Raw genomic sequence first — 16,365 nt, 5'->3', positions numbered from 1 at the left:
ACCCTTCACCCTCTCGCTTCGGGCAGCTCGCCCGAGGTGGAAACGTCGTCATCCCACACCAGGGCCGTCGCCCCCTGGACCTTGATCACCCGTACCCGCCGGCCGGGGTCGAAGCTCTGCGTCGCGTCGTACGACCGGGCGCTCCACAGCTCGCCGTCGATCTTGACGAGGCCCTGCTCGGCGTCGACCCGTTCCAGCACCAGCGCGGTGGAGCCCTCGATCGCCGCCAGGCCGATCGGCTCGGCGCCGTCGGACGTGGAGCGGGCGTGCCGGCGGATCGCCGGCCGCGCCACCGCCACCGTGAGCGCGGAGACCACCGCGAAGACCACGGCCTGCACGGCGGTCGGGGCGCCCAGGGCCGCCGCGCCCGCGGCGGCGAACGCGCCGACCGCGAACATGATCAGGAACAGCGTCGTCGTGAAGATCTCGGCGACCGCCAACACCACACCCAGTACGACCCAGAACACCGCGTCCACCCCCCAAGGGTGACACGTCAAAGCACGCGCGGCCCGTCGGCAAGATCAGTAGGCTCGGCGGGGCCGCCCCCGCGAAGCCCGGCGGAACCGCCCCGAGAGCTGGAGGATCCCGTGTCGCTGCCGCCCGAGACCGCCCGCCGCATCGATGCCCGGGTCGCCCGCGCCCAGTCCGAGGGGCGCGCCCCCTCGCTCGTGCTCGGCGTGGTGCGCGACGGTGAGCTGACCCACGTCGCCGCCGCCGGGGAGCGCCCCCGCCCGGACGCCGACCGGCAGTACCGGCTCGGCTCGATCACCAAGACCATGACCGCCGTGCTGATCATGCAGCAGCGCGACGCCGGCGCGCTCGCCCTCGACGACCCCCTGGAGCGGCACCTGCCGGGCACCGGCGTCGGGCGGCTCACCCTGCGCCAGCTCCTCGGCCACGCCAGCGGCCTGCAACGCGAGCCCGACGGGCCGTGGTGGGAACGGGCCGGCGTCGGCGACCTGGCGTCCGTGCTGGCCGGGGTGGACGGGCACAAGATCGCGTACCCGCCGCACCGGGTCTACCACTACTCCAACCTGGCGTACGGGCTGCTCGGCGGCGCGCTGGAGGCCGTCACCGGCACGCCCTGGCGCGACCTGCTGCGGGCGCGACTGCTGGAGCCGCTGGGCATGACCCGCACCACCTACGACCCCGTCGAGCCGTTCGCCCGGGGGTACGTGGTGCACCCGTGGCACGACACGCTGCGCGAGGAGCCACGCACCGACACCGGGGCGATGGCGCCGGCCGGGCAGCTCTGGTCCACCGTCACCGACCTCGGCCGCTGGGCCGCGTTCCTGGCCGACCCCGACCCGGCGCTGCTGCACCCGGACACGCTCACCGAGATGTGTGCGACGGTGACGATGAGCGACCCGCAGGGCTGGACCAGCGGGCACGGCCTCGGGCTGGAGCTGTACCGCGTCGGCGAGCGGGTGCACGTCGGGCACGGGGGCTCCATGCCCGGGTACGTCGCCGCGCTGGCCGTGCACCGGCCCGCCCGCACCGCCGTCGTCGGCTTCGCCAACTCGTACGGGCTGCGCGTCGGCCACCTCGGCGCGCTCGCCCGGGAGGTGCTCACCACCGTGCTCGACGAACTGCCCGAGCCCGCCGCGCCGTGGCTGCCGGCCGATGCCCCGCCCCCGGCCGACGTGGCGGAGCTGACCGGCCGCTGGTGGTGGATGGGCGGGGAGTTCGAGTTCCGCGCCGACCCGGCCACCGGCGACCTGTGGGCCAGCCCGCCGGCCGGCGAGCCGGTGCTGCGGTTCACCCCGCAGGACCCGGACCGCTGGCGGGGCCGCTCGGGCGAGCAGGACGGCGAGATCCTCGCCGTGGTCCGCGACGACGCGGGGCGGCCGGTCGCCCTCGACATGGGCACGTTCCTGCTGACCCGCACCCCCGACGAGGAGCCCTGACCCGACGCACCGGCCCGGGCCCGCCCCGACCGGCGGGCGGGCTCAGGCCGGCGGGCGGGCTCAGGCCAAGGGAGCGGTGACCCGGCCTCAGGCCGAGGGTTCGGTGACGAAGTCGATCAGCCGTTCCATCGCGTTGATCAGCGGGGTCTCCACGTCGGCGAAGCTGTCCACCCGGGACAGGATGTGCCGCCACATGTCGGCGGGCGCGGCCACCCCGAGGGCGGCGCAGACCCCCTCCTTCCACGGCCGTCCCCGTGGCACCACCGGCCACGCCGCGATGCCCAGCGCGGCCGGCTTCACCGCCTGCCACACGTCGACGTACGGGTGCCCGGTGACCAGCACGTGCGCGGACGTCACCCCGGCCACGATCCGGCTCTCCTTCGAGCCGGGCACCAGGTGGTCGACGAGCACCCCGAGCCGCCGGGTCGGCCCCGGCCCGAAGTCGCGGACCCGCGACTCCAGGTCGTCGATGCCGTCCAGCGGCTCCACCACCACGCCCTCTATCCGCAGGTCGTCGCCCCAGATCCGCTCCACCAGGGCGGCGTCGTGCACGCCCTCGACCCAGATCCGGCTGGCCTTGGCGACCTGCGCCCGCACGCCGGCCACGGCGATCGAGCCCGACGCGGTGCGCCGCCGGGCGGCCGGCACCGGCGACCGGGCCGGGCGGCGCAGCGTCACCGGCTTCCCGTCGAGCAGGAACGCCGCCGGCAGCAGCGGGAAGTTACGCCGCCGGCCGTGCCGGTCCTCCAGCACCACCGCGCCGGACTCGAAGCCGACCACCGCCCCGCAGAACCCGGAGTCGGCGTCCTCGACCACGAGGTCGGCCTCCGCGTCCACCTCGGGCACGACCCGACGCCGCCGCCAGTCGCCCGCCAACACGTCCTCGCCGTAGCGCCCCACCATGCCCGCCACGCTAACCCCCGCCGCGCCCGGCGGCGCGGCAGCCGCGCCGATCATGGCAACGGGGCGCGCCGATCACCGGAGTGGGCAGGGAAAACGGACGGACGCGCCGGCGGCGGTACGCGCCGGGCGGTAGGGGGTAGGCGGGGGCAGGGGGCGCCGGGCAAGCCGCAGTCGAGACACGGACGGCGCGCACCACGTACCCTCTCTTGCATGTCCTCCCCCGCCACGGGCGCGGTCAAGGTTGCGCCGCGCCGGTCGAGCCGGTTCGTTGCCTGGGTACGCGCGTGGCGCGCCGGGCTCGTGCCGTACGACGAGGTCGCCGAGGAGATCGCCGGCGACGAGGAGCACCTCGTCGCCGACGCCCCCGGCACCTGGACCGACGTCCCGCTGCGCGACGCGCTGCCCGCCCTGGCGAAGCTCTCGCCGGACGAGATCCGGCTGGTGCTGCCCGTGCCCGGCGACCCCCGGGGGCTGCCCGGCCCGGGCGACTTCACCGGCGCGGCGCTGCTCACCGGCGAGGCGGTCGTCGCCGGGGGAATCGGGGTGATCCCGGAGGTCCGCACGCACACCTCCGGCTCGGGCATGACCTGGGAGACGGTGCTGTGGCGGTGCTACCCGCTGCCCGCCGACGCCCCCGCCGCGTCGCTCGGCTCGCCCGGCGCCGCCGAGGCGGAGGCGGAGCTGGCCACCGCGCTCGCCGAGACCACCGCCGCGCTGACCCGGCTCGACGTCGCCCAGTGGCGGCCCGAGCTGGCCGGGGCGCTGGAGGCGCTGCGCCGCCCCGACGGCACCACCGACCTGCCGCCGGGCTTCGACCCGCGGGCGCGCCGGCTGTTCGCCCGCGCCGCCGTGCTGGACCGGGTGCTGGCGTTGGCCGGGCACAGCGCGCCCGGCGGGGCGGTCAACAACCACGAGGCCCAGCAGCGCGACGCGGCGCTGCGCCCGCTCACCACGGCCTGCCGGCAGGCCCTCGTCGCCGCCTGCAACGCCCCGCTGCGCCCCTGACCGGTCCCGCCCCCGTCGGGCGGGCTCGGGTCAGATCTCGTCCATCAGGTCCGCCACCGAGCCGACGATCCGCGACGGCCGGTACGGGTACCGCTCCGCCTCCGTGCGGGTGCTGATCCCGGTCAGCACGAGGATCGTCTCCAGCCCGGCCTCCAGGCCGCACAGGACATCGGTGTCCATCCGGTCGCCGATCATCGCCGTCGACTCGGAGTGCGCGTTGATCGTGTTGAGCGCCGACCGCATCATCATCGGGTTCGGCTTGCCGACGAAGTACGGCTCGACCCCGGTCGCCTTCGAGATCATCGCCGCGACCGAGCCGGCCGCCGGCAGCGCCCCCTCCACCGACGGGCCGGTCACGTCCGGGTTGGTGCAGATGAACCGGGCCCCGTCGTTGATCAGGCGGACCGCCTTGGTGATCGCCTCGAAGCTGTACGTGCGGGTCTCCCCCAGCACCACGTAGTCCGGGGCGAAGTCGGTCAGCACGTACCCGACGGCGTGCAGGGCCGTGGTCAGCCCGGCCTCCCCGATCACGTACGCGGTGCCGCCCGGCCGCTGGTCGGCGAGGAACTGGGCGGTGGCCAGCGCCGCCGTCCACAGCGCGTGCTCGGGCACCTCGAAGCCCATCCGGGTCAGCCGCGCCTGCAGGTCGCGCGGCGTGTAGATCGAGTTGTTGGTGAGGATCAGGAACGGCTTGCCGGAGGAGCGCAGCTTGTTGATGAACTCCGGCGCGCCGGGCACCGGCTGGCCCTCGTGCACCAGCACGCCGTCCATGTCTGTCAGCCAGCTCTGCACCGGCTTGCGTTCGTGCATTCGTCGTCCCAGGGGGTGTCGGGTGGCGGGGCAGGACCGGGGGGACCCGGGGTCAGGGGCGGCGGGCCGGCACGCAGCACACCGTGGGGCAGGTGTCCCACAGCGGCAGCTCGCCGAGGCGGCGGCGCAGCCGCTCGCCGCCGGGCTCCGTGCGCTCGGCGACCAGCTCGCGCACCATCGCCACGAAGCGCGGGTCGGTGCCCGGGGTGCCGGCCCGGGCGAACTCCAGGCCGAGCCGCTTGGCGGTCTCCAGCGCCTCGGTGTCGAGGTCCCAGACCACCTCCAGGTGGTCGGAGACGAACCCGATCGGGCTCACCACCACGCCCGTGGTCCCGGCCTCGGCGAGGGCGGCGAGGTGGTCGTTGACGTCCGGCTCCAGCCACGGCACGTGCGGCGGGCCCGACCGGCTCTGCCACACCAGGTCGTACGGCAGGTCGGGCGCGGCGGACGCGTGCACCAGGCGGGCGGTCTCGGCGAGCTGCGCCTCGTACCGGCCGCCGTGCGGGCCGGCGTTCGCAGCCGCCGAGGTGGGGATCGAGTGGGCGGTGAACACCAGCCGGGTGGTGGCCCGCTTCGCCGGGTCGAGCTGGCCCAGCGCCGCGCGCACCGCGTCGGCGTGCGGCTCGACGAAGCCGGGATGATCCCAGAACTGGCGCAGCTTCTCGATCACGGGGGCGTCGGGGCCGACGGCGGCCCGGGCGGCGGCGATGTCCTCCTGGTATTGCCGGCAGGACGAGTAGCCGCCGTACGCGCTGGTCACGAACGCCAGGGCCCGGGTGACACCGTCGTCGCGCATCCGCGCCACGGTGTCGGCGAGCATCGGGTCCCAGTTGCGGTTGCCCCAGTAGACGGGCAGGTCGACGCCGTGGGCGGCGAAGTCCGCCCGGATCGCCGCGAGCAGCTCCCGGCACTGCTGGTTGATCGGGGAGACCCCGCCGAAGTGCAGGTAGTGCTCGGCGACCTCCGCCAGCCGCTCCGGGGGCACGCCGCGCCCCCGCGTCACGTTCTGCAGGAAGGGCAGCACGTCCTCGGGCCGCTCGGGTCCGCCGAAGGAGACCAGCACCAACGCGTCGTACACCATGGGCCCATTCTTCCCCGCGCCCGGCGACGGCCCTGCGACGCCCCCTGGTCCCGGCGGTAAGGTCCCCCGGTCTCCGGCGTTAAGAAGGGGCCCCTGCTATACCGAATGCGTTAACAGGGGGCCCTTCCTTCGGCTCAGGCGGCGCCGAGGGCGTGGTAGCCGCCGTCGACGTGGACGATCTCGCCGGTGGTCGCCGGGAACCAGTCCGACAGCAGCGCCAGGCAGGCGCGCGCCGCCGGCGCCTGGTCGGTGAGGTCCCAGCCCAGCGGCGCCCGCGCGGACCAGGCGTCCTCGAACTGGACGAAGCCGGGAATCGACTTCGCGGCCATGGTGCGCAGCGGCCCGGCGGCGACCAGGTTGCTGCGGATGCCCTGCTTGCCCAGGTGCAGCGCCAGGTAGCGCGACGCCGACTCCAGCCCGGCCTTGGCCACGCCCATCCAGTCGTAGACCGGCCACGCCTTGGTGGCGTCGAAGGTGAGCCCGACCACCGCGCCGCCCGGCGACATCAGCGGCAGCGCCGCCATCGCCAGCGACTTGTAGGAGTACGTCGAGACGTGCAGGGCGGTGGCCACGTCCTCCCACGGCGCGTCGAGGAAGCCGCCGCCGAGGCAGCTCTGCGGCGCGAACCCGATCGAGTGCACCACCCCGTCGAGGCCGTCGACGTGCTCCCGGACCTTGTCGGCCAGGCCGGCGAGGTGCTCGGGGTTGGTCACGTCCAGCTCGATCACCGGGGCCGGCTCGGGCAGCCGCCGGGCGATCCGCTCGACCAGGGAGAGCCGGCCGAAGCCGGTCAGCACGACCTGCGCGCCGTTCTCCTGGGCGATCTTCGCCACGGAGAAGGCGATCGAGGCGTCGGTGATGACGCCGGTGACCAGCAGCCGCTTACCGGCCAGCAGTCCGGACATGTGCGAGTTCCTCCGTTGGGATTCGTGCGGTGGGCGCGGTGGCGACGTCGACGACCCGGGCGGGGCCGGTCAGTGGCCCATGCCGAGGCCGCCGTCGACCGGGATCACGGCGCCGGTGACGTAGCCGGCGGCGTCGGAGGCCAGCCAGGTGACCACCGCGGCCACCTCCTCGGGCGCGGCGAGCCGGCCGGCCGGGATGGCCTTCACGTACTCCGCCCGCCGCTCCTCGGGCAGGGCGGCCGTCATGTCGGTGTCGATGAAGCCGGGCGCGACGACGTTGGCGGTGATGTTGCGCCCGCCCAGCTCCCGGGTGATCGAGCGGGCCACGCCGACCAGGCCGGCCTTGCTCGCCGCATAGTTGACCTGCCCGGGGCCGCCGTAGAGGCCGACGACCGAGGAGATGAAGATCATGCGACCCCACCGGGCGCGGAGCATCTTCTTGGACGCCCGGCTGGCGCAGCGGAACGCGCCGGTGAGGTTGGTGTCCAGCACCCGGGTGAACTGCTCCTCCGACATGCGCATGATCAGCGTGTCGTCGGTGATGCCGGCGTTGGCGACCAGCACCTCCACCGGGCCCAGCTCGGCCTCGACGGCGGTGAAGGCGGCGTCGACGGAGGCGGAGTCGGTCACGTCGCAGACGACGCCGAACAGCCCCTCGGGCGCGTCGCCGCTACGGTGCGTGATCGCCACCCGGTCACCCTGCTTGGCGAACGCCTGCGCGATGGCCAGGCCGATCCCCCGGTTGCCGCCGGTCACCAGCACGGTACGGGCCACGGGTCCCCCTCTTGCTCAGCTGATCCACGTCGGTCCGGAGCCTAGGCGTTACCGGCAGGTAAGCGCTAACGCACCCCCGCGCCACGCGGACCTGGTGCAAGGAAGGGCCCCCTGTTAACGCTTTCCGAGGTAAAAGGTGCCCCGCTTAACAGCGGCGGATCGGCGGACGGCCGCAGCCCTTGCGGGGGAACGGTTTCCGGGATCCGCCGACCGTCCGGCCGAGTGCGGGCCGTGCCGTGAGCGGATGTACGATGATCCGCGTTCCGGGCCAGGCCGACCGCAGGAGGTGATCGCTGTGCGAGATAGCGATCCTCCCAGTCGTGGCCGGGCCGAACGTCAGCCCCGCTGAGCCACGACTCAGCAGGTGAGCTGACCCAGCTCCGCTCCTTCCGCACCGCCCGCCCCTCAGCCGAGAGCCGAGGGTGGCGCCTACGGCCCTCGGCCGAAGGCGGCGACCGGGCAGCGCCGTCCGCCCAGGACGGGGAGGGGGCACCCCGGTCACGACTTCGTGTGCGCGCCCCGTCTTCCCTCGCGGTCCACCACGCAGCGTGGACCGTCCAGTCGCCACCGGAGCCTTCCCATGAGCCGTTACGTCGCACCGCTGGGCTTCACCCTCGCCGCCGTCTGGGTGGCCGTCGTCTTCGTGCTGGCCAGCGCCGGCCACTGACCGCGCCGCCACGGAAACCCCGCCGCCACGGAAACCCCGCCCGGCGGCGGTGGCCGCGCACCAGGCCACCGCGCTCAGGGCCACGCACCGGCCACCGGGCCGGCAGCCCCGGCGCGGCGGTCGCGCCGGGGCCGTCCCGGGCGGGCTACGGCCCGCCCGACCTCAGATCAGCCGGGACGTCCAGAGCAGGCTGGTGGCGCCCGCGCACAGCGCCAGCAACAGGGCCAGACCGGCGTACCACTGGGTGATCTCGCGCGGCTCGGTGCGGAACCCGATCGAGCTGCCCATGTCCTGGTAGACCTGCTTCAGCTCGCTCACCGAGGCGGCCTCGTAGAAGTAGCCCTCGGTCGTCTCGGCCAGCTCGGCCAGCGCCATCCGGTCCACCGGCACCCGCTGCAACTGACCGCCGATGTCGACCTGCCCGTCGTCGGTGCCGAACGCGATGGTGGAGACCGGCACGTTGGCCGCCTGCGCGGCCGCCGCCGCCTCCTCCACCGAGCGCCCCGAGGTGCGGAACCCGTCGGAGAGCAGCACGATCCGGGCCGGCGGGATGCCCGCCGCGCCGTCGGCCGGCACCGACCGGATCGCCTCCAGGCAGGTGAAGACCGCCTCGCCGGTCGCGGTCGCCTCGGCCAGCACCAGCCCGTCGATCGCGGCGGTCACCGCGTCGCGGTCCTTCGTCGGCGGGACCAGCACGTTCGCCGCCTTCGCGAACGAGACGAGACCGAGGTTGTAGGTCTGCGGCAGCTCGCCGACGAACTGCTTGGCCGCCTCCTGGGCGGCCTCCAGCCGGTTCGGCGCGACGTCGTCGGCCTGCATCGACAGCGACACGTCGATCGCCAGCATGACGGTGGCCCGCTCCAGCGGCTCCCGGGTGTCGATCGCCGGCCGGGCCAGCGCCGTGGCCAGCACCAGCAGGCAGAGCAGGAACGCCACCGCCGGCACGTGCCGCCGCCAGCCCAGCCCCTTTGGCGCGAGGGTGCGCAGCAGGTCCACGTTGGTGAACCGCATCGCGTACGCCCGGCGGCGGCGCTGCCGCCACACGTACAGCGCGGCGAGGGCGAGCGCCGGCAGCACGGCCAGCAGCCACCACGGTTGCAGAAAACGGATCATCGTGTCGTCCCCCGGGTGCGGGCGTGCCGCTGCGCGGCGACGAAGCGCACCATGTCGAGCAGCCAGTCGGTGTCGGTGCGAAGTCGCAGGTGGGCCGCGCCGGCCCCGCGCAGCTGCGCGGCGATCTCCGCCCGCTGGGCGGCGGCGGCGTCGGCGTACCGGCGGCGCAGCCGGGGGTCGGCGGTCTGCACCTCGTGCAGCTCGCCGGTCTCCGGGTCGACCACCGGCAGCACGCCCACGTCGGGCAGCTCCAGCTCGCGCGGGTCGACCACCTCGATCGCCAGCACGTCGTGCCGGACCCGCAGCTTGCGCAGGGGCCGCGCCCACTGCTGCGGCGGCGCGAGGAAGTCGGAGATCACCACCGCGACGCCGCGGCGGCGGGGCGGCCGGTTCAGCGCGTCGACCAGCGCGCCCAGGTCGCTGCGCCCGGGCCGGATCTCGGTGCCGGCGATCGCCCGCAGCAGGCCCTGCGTCTCCCGGCGCCCGCCCCGGGCGGGCAGCCGCACCAGCCGCCCCGGGCCGGGCGGGGGCGCCGCGCCACGGCGGCCGGTCGGGGCCTGCGGGTCCGCGCCGCTGCCGACCACCGCCCCGATCCGGTTGCCGCCGCGCACGGTCAGGTGGGCCAGCGCGGCGGCGGCGGCCACCACGACGTCCCGCTTGAGCCACCGGCCGGTGCCGAAGTCGAGGCTCGCCGACAGGTCCACGGCGAGCCACGTCTCCAGCTCCCGGTCGGCCACCGTGCGGCGCACGTGCGGCATCGTCGTGCGGGCGGTCACCGGCCAGTCCATCCGGCGTACGTCGTCGCCGGGGCGGTACTCGCGCGACTCCCCCGCCTCGCTGCCGGGGCCGGGCAGCAGGCCGGCGTAGTCGCCCTGGAGCAGGCCGTCGAGCTTGCGGGTGACCAGCAACTGGAGTCGGGACAGCACCGCCTCGCTGCGGGGCGCGGCGGCGGGCGAGATCGGGGTTCGCGTACCCGATGAGGGGTGGGGGTCGGCTGGGGTCACGGCCGCTGCCCGGGCCACCCGGCGGCGGCCGGCGGCGCGCCGCCCGGGGTGGCCTGCTGGCGCGGGGCCACCGACGGCAGCGGGATGGTCGACATCACCCGGTGCACGACGTGGTCGGCCGGCACGTCGTCGGCGAGCGCGTCGTAGCTGAGCACCAGCCGGTGGCGCAGGATGTCCGGCGCGATGTCCTGCACGTCCTGCGGCAGGGCGTAGTCGCGGCCGCGCAGCAGCGCCAGCGCCCGGGTCGCCCGCACCAGGCCGAGCGAGGCGCGGGGGCTGGCGCCGTACTGGATCAGTTGCGCGACGTCGGGCATGCCGTGCTCCGCGGGGGTACGCGTGGCCAGCACCAGCCGCACCGCGTAGTCGACCAGCGCGTTGTGCACGAAGACCTGGTCGGCCTTGCGTTGCAGGGCGATCAGGTCGGCGGTGTCGAAGACCCGCGCCGGCTCCGGCGGGGCCACGCCCATCCGGTAGACGATCTCCCGCTCCTCGGCGTCGGTCGGGTACCCGACGACGATCTTCATGAGGAAGCGGTCCCGCTGCGCCTCGGGCAGCGGGTAGACGCCCTCCTGCTCGATCGGGTTCTGCGTGGCCATCACGAGGAACGGGTCGGGCACCCGGTGGGTCTGCCCGCCGATGGACACCTGCCGCTCGCTCATCACCTCCAGCAGGGCGGACTGCACCTTCGCCGGGGCACGGTTGATCTCGTCCGCGAGCAGGAAGTTGACGAACACCGGGCCCAGCTCGACGTCGAACTTCTCGCTGGACTGCCGGTAGATCCGGGTGCCCATGATGTCGGCGGGCACCAGGTCCGGGGTGAACTGCACCCGGGCGAACGACCCGCCGACCACCCGGGCGAGGGTCTCCACGGCCAGGGTCTTCGCCACCCCGGGGACGCCCTCCAGCAGGCAGTGGCCCCGGGCGAGCAGCGCCACGAACATCCGCTCGACCATCCGGTCCTGCCCGACGATCACCCGCTTGATCTCGAACAGCGCCTTCTCCAGCAGCGTCGCGTCCTGCGCGGGTGTGCTCGTCGGCGGCGCGGCGGCGGACGGGGGCGGGGGCGGCGCGCTGCCGTTCGGCGTCGGGGCGTCGGGCGTGGTCGGCTGGGCCACCGGTCCTCCACAGCATTGGTCGATCGTCACGGCGTGGTGCGTGGTGCGTATCAAGACTCGCATGCCCGGCTGAGTGCCGAGGCGGGGAGAAGCCGTTTTTCGCCACGCCGTCCTAGGGTTGGAGAATCGCCGGTCACGGGTTTACAGCAGGGGGTCCGGCGTGTGTACCATTCACCCCGTCGCCGGGCGGCTCCCCCCGTGGCCGCCCGGCGCTCAATCTCCGCCCCGCGCCCCTAGACTGGCCCGGATGAGCATCCCCCGTCCCCCCGGTGACGCGCCGATCTGTTCGGCACGGGGCTGCCGCGCCCCGGCGCAGTGGGCGTTGCGCTGGAACAATCCCCGCCTGCACACCGCCGACCGGCGCAAGACCTGGCTCGCCTGCGCCGACCACCGTGCCTCGCTCGGCGACTTCCTCGACGCACGGGGCTTCCTCCGGGAAGTCGCGCCACTGGCCGGATCGCCTACGCTCGACGGGTGAGCGCGCGCAGCGGACGTCCCCGGTGACCGGCGAGCCCCCCGGCGGCCCCCCACCGCACCCGGTCGGGCCGCACCCGGTCGGGCCACCCCCCACCGCGCCCCCGCCGGGCCCGCCCGCCGTGGCGGGTCACCCGGCGTCCGGGCCGCTGGCGGCGTACCCGCCCGGGCCCCTGGAGCCGTGGCCGGCGACCGTGCGCTGGCAGTCGGTCTCCACCGACCTGATCTGGGTCGAGCTGCTGCGCCTGGCGGCGCTGGTCGGGGTGGTGCTGCTGGGGCTGGCGGTCGGCTGGGCGGTGAGCGGGCACTGGCTGTTCGGGGCAGCCCTCGGCGCGGTCGTGCTGGCCGGGGCGTGGCGGGTCGTCACGACCGTCCGGGCGGTGCACGTCTGGGGGTACGCCGAGCGCGAGAACGACCTGCTCGTCCGGCACGGGCTGCTGGTCCGCCGGCTGTCCATCGTGCCGTACTCGCGGATGCAGTTCGTCGACGTCAGCGCCGGCCCCCTGGAGCGGGCGTTCGACCTGGCGACGGTGCAGTTGCACACGGCCGCGGCGGCCAGCGACGCCCGCGTGCCGGGCCTGCGCCCGGCGGAGGCGGCGCGGCTGCGCGACCGGCTCACCGCCCTCGGCGAGGACCGCGCGGAGGGCCTGTGACCCACCCCGGCCCCGAGCTGCCCCGCCCGGCCACCGACGCGCCGCCGGCACCCCAGGACGACCACGCGCCACCCGCACCGCACGACGGCCCACCCTCTGACGCGCCACCCGCACCGCACGACCACGCGGTCGGCGGCGTGGAACCCCGGCGGCGGCTGCACCCGTTGAGCCCGGCCCTGCACGGGGCCAAGTCGCTGGTCGTGGTCGTCGCGGGCCTGTCCTGGTCGACGCTGTCGCGGGTCGGCTTCGGCTGGTTCGCGGCGATGGCGACCGTGCTCGCCCTCGGCGCGACGGTGCTCGCGGTGGTGAGCTGGTACAACACCGGCTACCACGTGGTCGGCCGGGAGCTGCGCGTGTACGAGGGGCTGCTGTGGCGGCGCACCCGGGCCATCCCGCTGGAGCGCCTCCAGGCCGTCGAGGTGGTCCGCCCGCTGCTCGCCCAGCTCACCGGCCTGGCCGAGCTGCGGCTGGAGGTGGTCGGCGGCGGCAAGACCGAGGCGCCGCTGGCGTACCTGGGGGTGGCCGAGGCCGCCGCCCTGCGACAGCGGCTGCTCGCGCTCGCCGGCCCCGCGCCGCACCCGGGGACGGCCCCGCCGCAGCCGTCCGCCTCGGCCGGGCCGACGGTCGCGCCCGTGCCGCCCGGGCGGGCCCTGCACGCCGTGGCGAACCGGGACCTGCTGGTCAGCCAGCTGCTCACCCCGCAGGCGTTCCTGCTCCCCTTCGGCGTGGCCTTCGTCGTGGCGCAGTTCCTCTCCGAGGGCTCGTGGTCGTTCATCGCGGTGGCGAGCACGATCACCGCGATGGCCGGCGTGCTGCTGCAACCGATCCGCCGGGTGCTCGACGACTGGAACTTCCGGCTGGCCCGCGACGAGGGCACCCTGCGGGTCCGCAACGGGCTGTTGGAGACCCGGGCGCAGACGGTGCCGCTGAACCGGGTGCAGACCGTCGGGGTGACCTGGCCGCTGCTCTGGCGGGCCAAGGGCTGGCTGCGGCTGCGCCTGGAGGTCGCCGGCTACTCCGGCGGCGAGGCCGACGACCGCAACCGGCCGGACCGGCTGCTGCCGGTGGGCGACCAGGAGACCGGCGAGCGGATCGTCGCCGAGGTGCTGCCGGGGGTGCGGCTGAGCGGGCTGGCGACCGGCCTCCCGCCGGCCCGGGCCCGGTGGCTGCGCCCGCTGGGCTGGCGCGCGGTCGGCGCCGGGCTCGACGAGCGGGTCTTCGCCGCCCGGTCCGGCCTGATCACCCGGCAGCTCACCGTCGTGCCGTACGCCCGGATCCAGAGCGTGCGGGTGACCCAGGGCCCGGCGCAGCGGCGGTTGCGGCTGGCCACCGTGCACGCGGACACGGCGGGCGGCGCGGGCGCCGCCGCCCTCGACCGCGACCTCGACGAGGCGTGGTGGCTGGCGGCGGAGCTGACGGCCCGGGCACACGCCGCCCACCGCGCCCGCTGAGCCGCAACGCGGCCGGGTCGGATGCGGGGGCGCGGCTCAGCGGGTCGCCGGCACCGCCGGCGGTCCGGCGACCGGGTCGGCCGGCTCCGCGCCGCGCGGCCCGCCGTCGGCCGGCTCCGAGCCGGGGGTACGGCGGGCCCGGCGCGCCGCCCACCAGCGCTCGCCCAGGCCGACGACCAGGAAGGTCAGCCCCACGTACGCCCAGCCGACCAGCACGTCGATGACGTAGTGCTCGCCGGAGTAGACCAGGGTGAACGTCATCGCCAGCGGGTACGCCAGCAGCAGCGGCCACCAGCGGCGGCGGGTCGAGCGGAGGAAGAACACCACCACGAACAGGGCGAACGCGGTGTGCAGCGACGGCATCGCGGCCACCGGGTTGGACGCGATCTGCCCGGCGTTGAGCAGGTTGCCGGCGCCGTGCATGCCGAATGCCTTCCAGCCCCGGGTGGAGATCCGCGCCACCTCGGTGAGCAGGCCGTTCTGCGCCGCCCACCAGGGCGGGGCCGCCGGGTAGAGGAAGTAGGTGACCAGCCCCGACGCGCACAGGAACCCCCAGCGGCGCATGAACGCCGCCCAGCGGTGCCGGTCGCGCAGCCAGAGCACGGCGGCGGCGGCGAGCGCCACCACGAAGTGCGAGAAGTACACCCAGCTCGCCGCCACGTCCCACCAGCGCACCTCGGGGCGGTAGAGGTGCTCCTGCAACCAGACGGTCGGCACCTGGCCGCCGGTGGCCCAGCCGAACATGAACCGGTCGGCGACGATCAGCTCCATCGCGTGCGGGGTGGCCCCGTTGTCGGCGAACCCCCGGGACAGGTTGTAGACGGCGAGCAGCAGCACCACGGGCACCCAGTCGCGGGCGAAGCGCAGGTGGCTGCGCCACGGGCGGCGGGAGTTCCAGGCGATGGTGGCCGCCCAGATCCACAGGAACGCGTAGGCCGGGTCGGTGGGCAGGCCGATGACGAACCAACCGGCCACGAAGGCGACCGCCCAGGCCGCCATGGCGACCACACGGCGACGACCGCCGTCGGAGGGCTCCGGTGGTCCGGTGGGGGCGGGGGGCTGGGGGTCAGTCACGACGGCCATCGCCGTCCAGGTTAGCGGCGGCGCCCTCCCCGCCGACGGCGGCCTCGCCGGTCGACGACGGCCTCGCCGGATGCGCGACGGCGGCCCCCTCGGGTCGTGGCGGCGGCCTCGCCGGATGCGCGGCGGCGGCCGGAACGGCGGACGTCGACCACCTAGGCTGTGCCCATGCAGGAGCAGTCGGAGCATTCCCTCGCGCCGGGCCGGGCCGCCCGCGTCGAGCTGACCGTGACCGACGCCGACACGGCGCTGGCCGTCGGCTCCGGCGACGTCGCGGTGCTGGGCACCCCCCGGGTGGTCGCGCTGGCCGAGGCGGCCACGGTGGCGGCGACCGCCGGGGCGCTGCCGCCCGACGGCACGACGGTCGGGACCCGGGTCGAGCTGGACCACCTCGCCCCCACGCCGGTCGGGCGGACGGTGGTCGCGCAGGCCCGGCTCACCGACGTCGACGGGCGGCGGCTGGGCTTCGAGGTGACGGTCACCGACGACGCCGGCCAGAGCGTGGCGCGGGGACGGGTGGAGCGGGTGCTGGTCGACCGGCGGCGTTTCGCCGCGCGGGCCACCGGCGCGCCGGCCGGGGCGGGCACGCCGTGACGCCGCGGTTCGTCGAGGTCGCCGACCGGGTGTACGTGCTGCGCGAGCCGCTGCTCGACGTCAACGTCACGCTGGTCGTCGGCGACGGCGCGGCGCTGGTGGTGGACACGCTCTCCACCGCCGGGCAGGCCGCCGAACTGGTCGCCGCCGCCCGCGCGGTCACCCCGCACCCGTGGACGGTGGTGAACACCCACCACCACTTCGACCACTGCTTCGGCAACGCCGTCGTCGCCGGTGACCCGGCCGCCCCCGTCTACGCGCACGAGGTCGCCGCCGTGGCGCTGCGGGACCGCCCCGACGAGGTGCGCCGGGCCGCGTACGAGGAGATGCGCGCCGCCCGGCCGGAGCTGGCCGCCGAGCTGGCCACCACCCGGCTGCTGGCCCCGACCCACGTCGTACGCGGGGAGACGGTGCTGGACGTGGGCGGACGGCGGGTGGTGCTGCGCCACCCGGGCCACGGGCACACCGACGCCGACCTGGTGGTGCACGTGCCGGACGCGGACGTGCTGGTCGCCGGAGACCTGGTGGAGCAGAGCGGTCCGCCGGCGTTCGAGGAGTCGTACCCGTTGCAGTGGCCGGACGCGCTGGCCGAGGTGCTCCGGCTCACCACTCCGGGCACGGTGGTCGTGCCGGGGCACGGCGAGCTGGTCGACGCGGAGTTCGTCCGGGTCCAGCACGGGCAGCTGGCCGAGCTGTCCTGGCTGATCCGGGCCGGCCACACCGGCGGGGCCCCGCCGGAGCGGGTGGCCGCCGAGGCGCCCTTCGGTGCCCGCGCCGCCCTCACCGCCGCCCGCCGCGGCTACGCCGAACTGGACGGCACCGGCTGACG

17 protein-coding genes are annotated in these 16,365 nt (G+C 75.6%); 7 read left to right on the top strand and 10 right to left on the bottom strand.

The annotated features are described in order from the left end of the window. Positions 1–5: 5 nt before the first annotated feature. Positions 6–476 carry an NfeD family protein gene (locus tag GA0070558_RS12200; protein ID WP_077939230.1) on the bottom strand — a complete coding sequence of 157 codons (471 nt, stop codon included), beginning with the start codon at positions 474–476 and terminating at the stop codon, positions 6–8. A gap of 111 nt (positions 477–587) precedes the next feature. Between GA0070558_RS12200 and GA0070558_RS12195 the strand changes: the two genes are divergently transcribed. Next, a complete protein-coding gene (locus GA0070558_RS12195; RefSeq protein ID WP_091278617.1) occupies positions 588–1,907 on the top strand; it encodes a serine hydrolase domain-containing protein in 1,320 nt (439 codons plus the stop codon). 87 nt (positions 1,908–1,994) lie between these two features. On the opposite strand, the gene GA0070558_RS12190 is transcribed toward GA0070558_RS12195, so the two are convergent. Then, positions 1,995–2,810: a DUF3097 domain-containing protein gene (locus tag GA0070558_RS12190; RefSeq protein ID WP_091278614.1), complete on the bottom strand. Its 816-nt coding sequence runs from the start codon at positions 2,808–2,810 to the stop codon at positions 1,995–1,997. A 210-nt stretch (positions 2,811–3,020) separates the two neighbouring features. On the opposite strand from GA0070558_RS12190, the gene GA0070558_RS12185 reads away from it, so the two are divergent. Continuing rightward, complete coding sequence (locus GA0070558_RS12185; protein ID WP_077939227.1) at positions 3,021–3,815, top strand: Rv1486c family protein; 795 nt, start codon at positions 3,021–3,023, stop codon at positions 3,813–3,815. A 30-nt stretch (positions 3,816–3,845) separates the two neighbouring features. Here GA0070558_RS12185 and GA0070558_RS12180 read toward each other — a convergent pair whose 3' ends face one another. The 7 genes from GA0070558_RS12180 to GA0070558_RS12150 all read right to left on the bottom strand — a co-directional run bounded on the left by GA0070558_RS12180 (position 3,846) and on the right by GA0070558_RS12150 (position 11,284). Beyond that, the gene (locus GA0070558_RS12180; protein WP_091278611.1) at positions 3,846–4,625 is read right to left on the bottom strand and encodes an HAD-IIA family hydrolase; all 780 of its coding nucleotides are present in this window, start codon (positions 4,623–4,625) and stop codon (positions 3,846–3,848) included. A gap of 52 nt (positions 4,626–4,677) precedes the next feature. Then, positions 4,678–5,706, bottom strand: coding sequence for a ferrochelatase (locus tag GA0070558_RS12175; protein WP_077939226.1), 1,029 nt, complete (start codon positions 5,704–5,706; stop codon positions 4,678–4,680). Positions 5,707–5,840: 134 nt separating this feature from the next. Then, the gene (gene fabI / locus GA0070558_RS12170; RefSeq protein WP_077939225.1) at positions 5,841–6,611 is read right to left on the bottom strand and encodes an enoyl-ACP reductase FabI; all 771 of its coding nucleotides are present in this window, start codon (positions 6,609–6,611) and stop codon (positions 5,841–5,843) included. Positions 6,612–6,680: 69 nt separating this feature from the next. After that, positions 6,681–7,385 carry a beta-ketoacyl-ACP reductase gene (gene fabG / locus GA0070558_RS12165; RefSeq protein WP_043967618.1) on the bottom strand — a complete coding sequence of 235 codons (705 nt, stop codon included), beginning with the start codon at positions 7,383–7,385 and terminating at the stop codon, positions 6,681–6,683. 829 nt (positions 7,386–8,214) lie between these two features. Beyond that, positions 8,215–9,165 carry a VWA domain-containing protein gene (locus GA0070558_RS12160; RefSeq protein WP_043967613.1) on the bottom strand — a complete coding sequence of 317 codons (951 nt, stop codon included), beginning with the start codon at positions 9,163–9,165 and terminating at the stop codon, positions 8,215–8,217. Further along, positions 9,162–10,187: a DUF58 domain-containing protein gene (locus tag GA0070558_RS12155; protein ID WP_396787951.1), complete on the bottom strand. Its 1,026-nt coding sequence runs from the start codon at positions 10,185–10,187 to the stop codon at positions 9,162–9,164. Before GA0070558_RS12155 ends, GA0070558_RS12160 begins: the two co-directional genes overlap by 4 nt. Next, entirely contained in the window at positions 10,166–11,284 is a 1,119-nt protein-coding gene (locus GA0070558_RS12150) for an AAA family ATPase (RefSeq protein WP_077939223.1), read from the bottom strand. The genes GA0070558_RS12155 and GA0070558_RS12150 overlap by 22 nt, the downstream gene beginning before the upstream one ends. A gap of 247 nt (positions 11,285–11,531) precedes the next feature. Between GA0070558_RS12150 and GA0070558_RS12145 the strand changes: the two genes are divergently transcribed. From GA0070558_RS12145 to GA0070558_RS12135, 3 genes are all read left to right on the top strand, one after another. Further along, entirely contained in the window at positions 11,532–11,762 is a 231-nt protein-coding gene (locus tag GA0070558_RS12145) for a hypothetical protein (RefSeq protein ID WP_091278608.1), read from the top strand. 118 nt (positions 11,763–11,880) lie between these two features. Then, on the top strand, positions 11,881–12,411 hold the full coding sequence (locus tag GA0070558_RS12140; RefSeq protein ID WP_077939221.1) for a PH domain-containing protein: 531 nt from the start codon (positions 11,881–11,883) through the stop codon (positions 12,409–12,411). Continuing rightward, a complete protein-coding gene (locus tag GA0070558_RS12135; RefSeq protein ID WP_439709587.1) occupies positions 12,408–13,862 on the top strand; it encodes a PH domain-containing protein in 1,455 nt (484 codons plus the stop codon). Before GA0070558_RS12140 ends, GA0070558_RS12135 begins: the two co-directional genes overlap by 4 nt. Before the next feature lie 36 nt (positions 13,863–13,898). Here the strand turns inward: GA0070558_RS12135 and GA0070558_RS12130 are convergent, their stop codons facing one another. After that, on the bottom strand, positions 13,899–14,945 hold the full coding sequence (locus tag GA0070558_RS12130) for a phosphatase PAP2 family protein (protein WP_091278605.1): 1,047 nt from the start codon (positions 14,943–14,945) through the stop codon (positions 13,899–13,901). A gap of 165 nt (positions 14,946–15,110) precedes the next feature. On the opposite strand from GA0070558_RS12130, the gene GA0070558_RS12125 reads away from it, so the two are divergent. Then, complete coding sequence (locus GA0070558_RS12125) at positions 15,111–15,536, top strand: thioesterase family protein (RefSeq protein WP_077939217.1); 426 nt, start codon at positions 15,111–15,113, stop codon at positions 15,534–15,536. After that, complete coding sequence (locus tag GA0070558_RS12120) at positions 15,533–16,363, top strand: MBL fold metallo-hydrolase (RefSeq protein ID WP_091278602.1); 831 nt, start codon at positions 15,533–15,535, stop codon at positions 16,361–16,363. The genes GA0070558_RS12125 and GA0070558_RS12120 overlap by 4 nt, the downstream gene beginning before the upstream one ends. The last annotated feature ends 2 nt before the right edge of the window (positions 16,364–16,365 follow it).

Origin of the sequence: Micromonospora haikouensis (genome assembly GCF_900091595.1) — a bacterium.
GTDB classification, from domain to species: Bacteria; Actinomycetota; Actinomycetes; order Mycobacteriales; family Micromonosporaceae; genus Micromonospora; species Micromonospora haikouensis.
This window is presented reverse-complemented; position numbering and strand designations above follow the sequence as displayed.

Bases quoted from the DNA above. Each gene is read 5' to 3' on its own strand.
- GA0070558_RS12190 (WP_091278614.1), bottom strand. From the start codon at position 2,810: ATGGTGGGGCGCTACGGCGAGGACGTGTTGGCGGGCGACTGGCGGCGG.
- GA0070558_RS12185 (WP_077939227.1), top strand. From the start codon at position 3,021: ATGTCCTCCCCCGCCACGGGCGCGGTCAAGGTTGCGCCGCGCCGGTCG.
- GA0070558_RS12180 (WP_091278611.1), bottom strand. From the start codon at position 4,625: ATGCACGAACGCAAGCCGGTGCAGAGCTGGCTGACAGACATGGACGGC.
- GA0070558_RS12175 (WP_077939226.1), bottom strand. From the start codon at position 5,706: ATGGTGTACGACGCGTTGGTGCTGGTCTCCTTCGGCGGACCCGAGCGG.
- fabI (WP_077939225.1), bottom strand. From the start codon at position 6,611: ATGTCCGGACTGCTGGCCGGTAAGCGGCTGCTGGTCACCGGCGTCATC.
- GA0070558_RS12160 (WP_043967613.1), bottom strand. From the start codon at position 9,165: ATGATCCGTTTTCTGCAACCGTGGTGGCTGCTGGCCGTGCTGCCGGCG.
- GA0070558_RS12145 (WP_091278608.1), top strand. From the start codon at position 11,532: ATGAGCATCCCCCGTCCCCCCGGTGACGCGCCGATCTGTTCGGCACGG.
- GA0070558_RS12130 (WP_091278605.1), bottom strand. From the start codon at position 14,945: ATGGCCGTCGTGACTGACCCCCAGCCCCCCGCCCCCACCGGACCACCG.
- GA0070558_RS12125 (WP_077939217.1), top strand. From the start codon at position 15,111: ATGCAGGAGCAGTCGGAGCATTCCCTCGCGCCGGGCCGGGCCGCCCGC.